A 5,484-nucleotide genomic window follows, 5' to 3' on the forward strand; every position below is an offset into this window, starting at 1 on the left:
CATGTGACGACTGCAAAAAATGGTATGTCGGCCAAAACTTTAGAGCGTACACTGGGCGTCAGTTATCGAGTGGCTTGGACGATGTTGCAACGTTTTCGGGTGGCAATGATGAACGTCAAACGTAAACGATTATTGGGAGAAGTCGAAGTAGATGAAACACTAATAGGTGGCGTCAAACAGGGTGGCAAGCGTGGGCGTGGTGTCAGCAAAAGCATTGTGGTGATTGCCGTGGAAATCAAACAACCAAAAGGATTTGGACGGGTGCGGATGCGTCATGTTTCCGATGCTTCTGGTGATAGTCTTCTACCGTTTATCTGTGACGTGGTGGCCCAAAATGCGGTGATATTAACAGATGGATGGCGTGGTTATAATGGATTGCCTGAACTCGGATACACACGGAAGACAACAGTTATTGCTTCTTCTAATGACCCCGCTCACGTCTCAATGCCAGGCGTTCATCGGGTTGCGAGCCTGTTGAAACGATGGATACTTGGAACTCACCAAGGGGCAATCGTACCAGCTCATCTGCAATCCTACTTGGAAGAGTTCACTTTCCGGTTTAATCGGCGTACTTCCAGAAGCCGAGGTTTAATATTCCGAAGAATTCTTGAACAAGCGGTGATTACAAAGCCCGTCACTGAGACTGATGTCACACATGGGTATAACTGGAATATCAGCGAGAAATAGGTGCGGTGGAGCTAACCGACCATCCCCCTTCAGGAATATACCCTGAAGGGCAGAAACTAAACAGGTTCTATCTCAGGAGGGTCAGGTCAGCAGCAAATGATTTATTCCATCTATTCATATTGTTCATGCAGTTTTGCCAGACTGCATACCTGTGTGATGTGCAAGTAAGAAGAGTAACACGACTATCAGTTTCAGATTGTTCAACGTTAATCATCTCTTTTTTTAAACGAATAATTTTGCTAACAAGGCTTTTGCAGCGGAGCGCAAATTAAAAAGTGGTTTGCGTATCGTTTTTAATAATTTAACCATTCGGTGAAAAAACTTGACAGCTGTGTAATTTAACTGTACGGTGAAATTCAATGATTACCATATTTTTTAACCTTACGGTTAAATTGAGGTTTGCATGAAAGAAAATATAGAATATCCATATCGTGTCCGTTTAGTTAAATATCTTGGCAAGGCCATTCAAGACACCCGAAAAAAGAAAGAGATGAGGCAATCGGACTTAGCAGATATTACAGGGACAAGTGTGAAGTTCATTAGTGATGTAGAAAGAGGGAAAGAGACAATACAGATGGACAAAGCTTTTGTGTTGCTTCGGGCTTTAGGTCTAAAACTATATGTAACACCAGATCCGATTGAGAACGAAAAATGAAAGACAGGTTGCAAATTATATGGGGCAAACGATTGGTCGGTACATTGGATCGCCACAAAAAGGGAAGAGTAGTATTTCAATATTCTCAAGATTGGATAGGAAAAGAATCTTTACCTGTTTCTCTTTCACTTCCTTGTAGAAAAGAAAAATTTGCTCCGGCTGTCAGCACTGCTTTTTTTGAAAATCTTCTTCCGGAAAGTAACACAAGAACGGTGTTGGCGTTCAATCGCAGATTTGACAAAAAAGATACTTTTGCCTTTTTGGAAAATTTTGGAGAAGATTGTGCGGGGGCTCTTTCTATCATACCTGAAGATCAGGAACCTGATTTTACTTCTGGTCAATATGAAAATATTACTCGGGAACTGATAGAAATTCTTGATAAAATACTGCGTGATCCGGAAAGATACAAATTATATCCGGAAATGAAACACGCTAAACTTTCTTTGGCCGGAGTACAAGACAAATTGCCGGTTTATATTAAAGGAGCACAGTTTTATCTGCCGAAAAATTCAGGCTCTGCTACTACGCATATTATTAAACCAATTAATGCCGGTTTCACCGATATCCCGAGGAATGAAGCCCTTTGTATGGAATTGGCACAGCGATCAGGCTTTTTGATTCCTAATTCAAAAATTATGAAAGTTGGTGGTCATGAATTGTTTGTAGTAGATCGATATGACCGCCAGGAAATAAACAAAGAGATTGTTCGCATTCACCAGGAGGATTTTTGTCAGGCAATGGGGTATCCGGCTGAGCGAAAATATCAAGAGAGTGGTGGTCCCGGGTTTATAGAATGCAGAGAATTAATTGATGAATACTTGTCAAATCAAGGTGTAACAAATAGGTTCCTATTCATACGTATGATGATTTTTAATTATATTATTGGCAATCATGATGCTCATGGTAAGAATTTTTCTATTCTACACAACAAAGGCTTTGAATTAGCGCCGTTTTATGATTTGGTGTCCACTCAGGTGTATCCTTTGGACAATAAATTTGCCATGGCGATTGGCCAGACTTTCAGGTTTGACCGGATAAAAGAGCATTCCTTTAAAATATTTGCTAAGGACATGAATGTTCGGCCAAAATTGTTAACATCATTAGTAAATGAAGTGTGCGAAGTTGTAAAAAATGAGTTGGATGGTCTAATAGCAGAGCATGAGAAAAATTATGGTGAAGCAAAGATTTATAAAGATTTAAGTGAAATAATAAAATCAAACAGCATTCAGTTGCAAAGTTTTTTCAGGTAAAATTAAAATCTCAACAAGAAACATGCTGCGGGCCAGCCGCAGATGTTCAGTGTTCTGTCCTTCAATCACTACTAAAGCGTACTCAAATTATTTCTTGACACTGGTACCGCATAATAGTACTGTTGGCTTGTGAAACGTAAACATCAGAAAACACTTGAACGAATCTTCTCACACCCTGTAAGCGCAAATATCAAATAGCAGGATATAGAAACTTTGTTTAATTCTCTTGGTGCTGAGTTGATTGAACGCGAAGGCTCTCGGATTGAGGTGTTTCTTTTCAATGAGGTTCGAGTCTATCACAGACCTCACCCACGCCCTGATACTGATAAGGGTGCAGTAGCAAGTATTAGAAAATGGTTAAAAGAAAATGAGGTGCTACCATGATGAATTTAATGAAAATCAATAATATTAATGCTGTGATCAAGTATGATCCTGAGATTGAAATGTTTAGAGGTGAATTCGTTGAGCTAAACGGCGGTGCAGATTTTTATGCTAAGGATATTGAAAGTTTAAAAAAAGAAGGTGCTATTTCTCTCAAAGTTTTCCTTGATGCTTGCAAAAAACGTAATATTGAACCTAAAAAGAAATATTCAGGGAGATTTAATGTACGTGTACCTTCCAACCTTCATGCAAATATTGCCAGTGTGGCTATGGCCGAAGGGAAAAGCTTGAATCAATGGATCGTAGATACTTTAGAACATGCTACTCATATTTAATCATCTTGACTGCCGGGACAGAACGAATAAGGATAGATCCGTGTGAGTGAAACGAACCACGATCTTATCCGGTGGTTGGACAAGCCCGGTAAAATTTACGATGTGGTCTATATATAAGAAAATATTTTTTTTCGAGTATGGGAAAAGCGATACGCCTTCACAAGGATAGGCAATTTCAAGGCGCACGGGTGCATTAACTTAAAAAAATGGCATCATTTATCTTTCCCTCTTTTTTGAGCATTGTTAGTGTTCAAGCCTTTGAATATGGGGTATTCTTCGTTTTGAAAATTTTTTTTGTTTAAAACAGCCAGTGTTATTTAATCAGTTATTTTTTAAAGATAGACAGAAAAATACCAGGCAGGCTGAATTTTGCCAAACCGTTCGCTAAACCAGGGGGTATGAATTGTTTGTGATTTGCAATGGCATCTGCTGCCATAATACCGCTTTTAATGGCGGCATGTATCCCTTCCCCCATGTCCAGGGTTGATACCCCGGCAGCATCTCCAATGATAAAAAGATTGTCCCTGCAATAGGCATGATTTTTATGAAAAAGGTAATAATTGTGCCCTTTGGGGTCGCGGGGTACCTGTTTTATCAGGGAAAGCTTTACAAGCTTTTCAGCAAAAAGATGCCAGTGATCCATGATGGTCCTGTTTTGTTTCTTTAATTTTAAAAACTTTCCGCCAATCCCGATATTCAACCACCCATTGCCTTTTGGCAGATACCAGGCATACCCCGGCAGCCGGTCCTCAAAATACCAGATATGGCATCTGTCGTCCCGAAAATCGCATTGATATTCTTTTTCAACTGCAGAAATCATTGCTTTTACAGGCCTTGGATCGGTCTTGCCGAAAAAATTTTTGTAAACAGGGCAGTGGGTGCCGCCCGCCCCCACCAGGTATCTGCATTGGTATGTATCATCAATGATTAAATATCCATTGTGCTTTCTGATATGCTTTACTTTATGGGTGTGAACAGGAACCCGGGCACGCAAAATCATCCATTCATCAAACTCATATCTTTTGATGGCATATTGGCATGTTCTGACAGGAAGCGCCACCCCGAACAGATGGAAATGGATCCGATCAAATCGGTTCAGGGTATGGGGATAGCTTTCTGGATTTAATTCAAGGGTTTTGAATACCTCCGGAGTTACCCATCCGGCACATGTTTTTGAGCGTGGAAACGGCTTTTTATCAAGGATCAGGGTTGATAGATCCGCCTGTTTCAAGACCCTTGCACATGCCGAACCTGCCGGTCCCCCGCCGACCACAATTATTTTAGATTCTATCATCTCAATAAGGCTTTATGAGATCCGGTCTGGTTCTTCCGGGCTTGGTCATGACGATCTGCCACAGCTGCATACTTCTGGATCGAAATCCCCCGGCACAGCTTAAAAGATAATACTCCCACATTCTGAAAAACCGTTCGTCATATTTATTTTTCAGTTCCGGCCATGCCTGTAAAAAATTTTTGTACCACGCCATCAGGGTTTTATCATAATCTTCTCCGAAATTATGCCAGTCTTCCATGACAAAAAAACCTTCCATGGCTTTTCCCAGCTGGGCAATGGAAGGCAGCATTGAATTGGGGAAAATATATGTCGTAGTCCATGGCTCGCATATCCTGCGGCTGGTATTGCTGCCAATGGTATGAACAAAAGCAATGCCGTCATCCTTTAATAACTGGTGTGTCAGCTTCATATATGTCCTGTAATTTTTATATCCCACATGTTCCATCAACCCAATGGAGACAACTCGATCATAGAGCCCGGATGCCTTCCTGTAGTCATCCAGCCGGATCTCAACCGGTAGATCCCTACACAGTTTTTCCCCAAACTTTGCCTGTTTTTTTGATACGGTAAACCCTGTTACCCTGACACCATGTTTTTGTGCAGCATATTTGGCAAATCCGCCAAACCCGCACCCCAGTTCAACTATCTCCATTCCAGGCTCAAGCCTCAGTTTTCTGCAAACCATTTCAAGCTTGGCTTCCTGGGCAGCGTCAAGGGTCTTTGCATCTTTCCAGTAGCCGCAGGTATACTGTAGTCGTTTATCCAGCATCTTTTGGTAAAGATCATTGCCGATATCTTAATGTTTTTTGCCGACGATGAAAGCGCGCCTGGTATTATGTAGATTAAAGACTTTGGCTTTAACTATGTTCCACGCTGTTGCCC

At 41.1% G+C, this 5,484-nt stretch carries 7 protein-coding genes; 5 read left to right on the top strand and 2 right to left on the bottom strand.

Annotation, left to right across the window (positions count from 1 at the left end; translation table 11 throughout):
• The 5 genes from K8S13_RS07750 to K8S13_RS07765 all read left to right on the top strand — a co-directional run.
• The coding region (locus K8S13_RS07750) for an IS1595 family transposase (protein ID WP_291461709.1) at nt 1–687 on the top strand (687 nt) is incomplete at its 5' end.
• A 403-nt stretch (nt 688–1,090) separates the two neighbouring features.
• Nucleotides 1,091–1,342 (top strand): helix-turn-helix domain-containing protein, encoded by a 252-nt coding sequence (locus K8S13_RS07755; RefSeq protein ID WP_291461711.1) that lies wholly within the window; start codon nt 1,091–1,093, stop codon nt 1,340–1,342.
• Nucleotides 1,339–2,592: a type II toxin-antitoxin system HipA family toxin gene (locus K8S13_RS07760; protein ID WP_291461713.1), complete on the top strand. Its 1,254-nt coding sequence runs from the start codon at nt 1,339–1,341 to the stop codon at nt 2,590–2,592. The genes K8S13_RS07755 and K8S13_RS07760 overlap by 4 nt, the downstream gene beginning before the upstream one ends.
• Before the next feature lie 213 nt (nt 2,593–2,805).
• The gene (locus K8S13_RS25655) at nt 2,806–2,976 is read left to right on the top strand and encodes a type II toxin-antitoxin system HicA family toxin (RefSeq protein ID WP_367172550.1); all 171 of its coding nucleotides are present in this window, start codon (nt 2,806–2,808) and stop codon (nt 2,974–2,976) included.
• The gene (locus K8S13_RS07765) at nt 2,973–3,308 is read left to right on the top strand and encodes a type II toxin-antitoxin system HicB family antitoxin (protein ID WP_291461714.1); all 336 of its coding nucleotides are present in this window, start codon (nt 2,973–2,975) and stop codon (nt 3,306–3,308) included. Before K8S13_RS25655 ends, K8S13_RS07765 begins: the two co-directional genes overlap by 4 nt.
• 325 nt (nt 3,309–3,633) lie before the next feature.
• Here K8S13_RS07765 and K8S13_RS07770 read toward each other — a convergent pair whose 3' ends face one another.
• Both K8S13_RS07770 and cfa read right to left on the bottom strand, forming a co-directional pair.
• Nucleotides 3,634–4,602, bottom strand: coding sequence for an NAD(P)/FAD-dependent oxidoreductase (locus K8S13_RS07770; RefSeq protein WP_291461715.1), 969 nt, complete (start codon nt 4,600–4,602; stop codon nt 3,634–3,636).
• 1 nt (nt 4,603) lies between these two features.
• Nucleotides 4,604–5,395 carry a cyclopropane fatty acyl phospholipid synthase gene (gene cfa / locus K8S13_RS07775; protein WP_291461716.1) on the bottom strand — a complete coding sequence of 264 codons (792 nt, stop codon included), beginning with the start codon at nt 5,393–5,395 and terminating at the stop codon, nt 4,604–4,606.
• Nucleotides 5,396–5,484 lie beyond the last annotated feature (89 nt).

Source organism: Desulfobacula sp. (assembly GCF_021107415.1).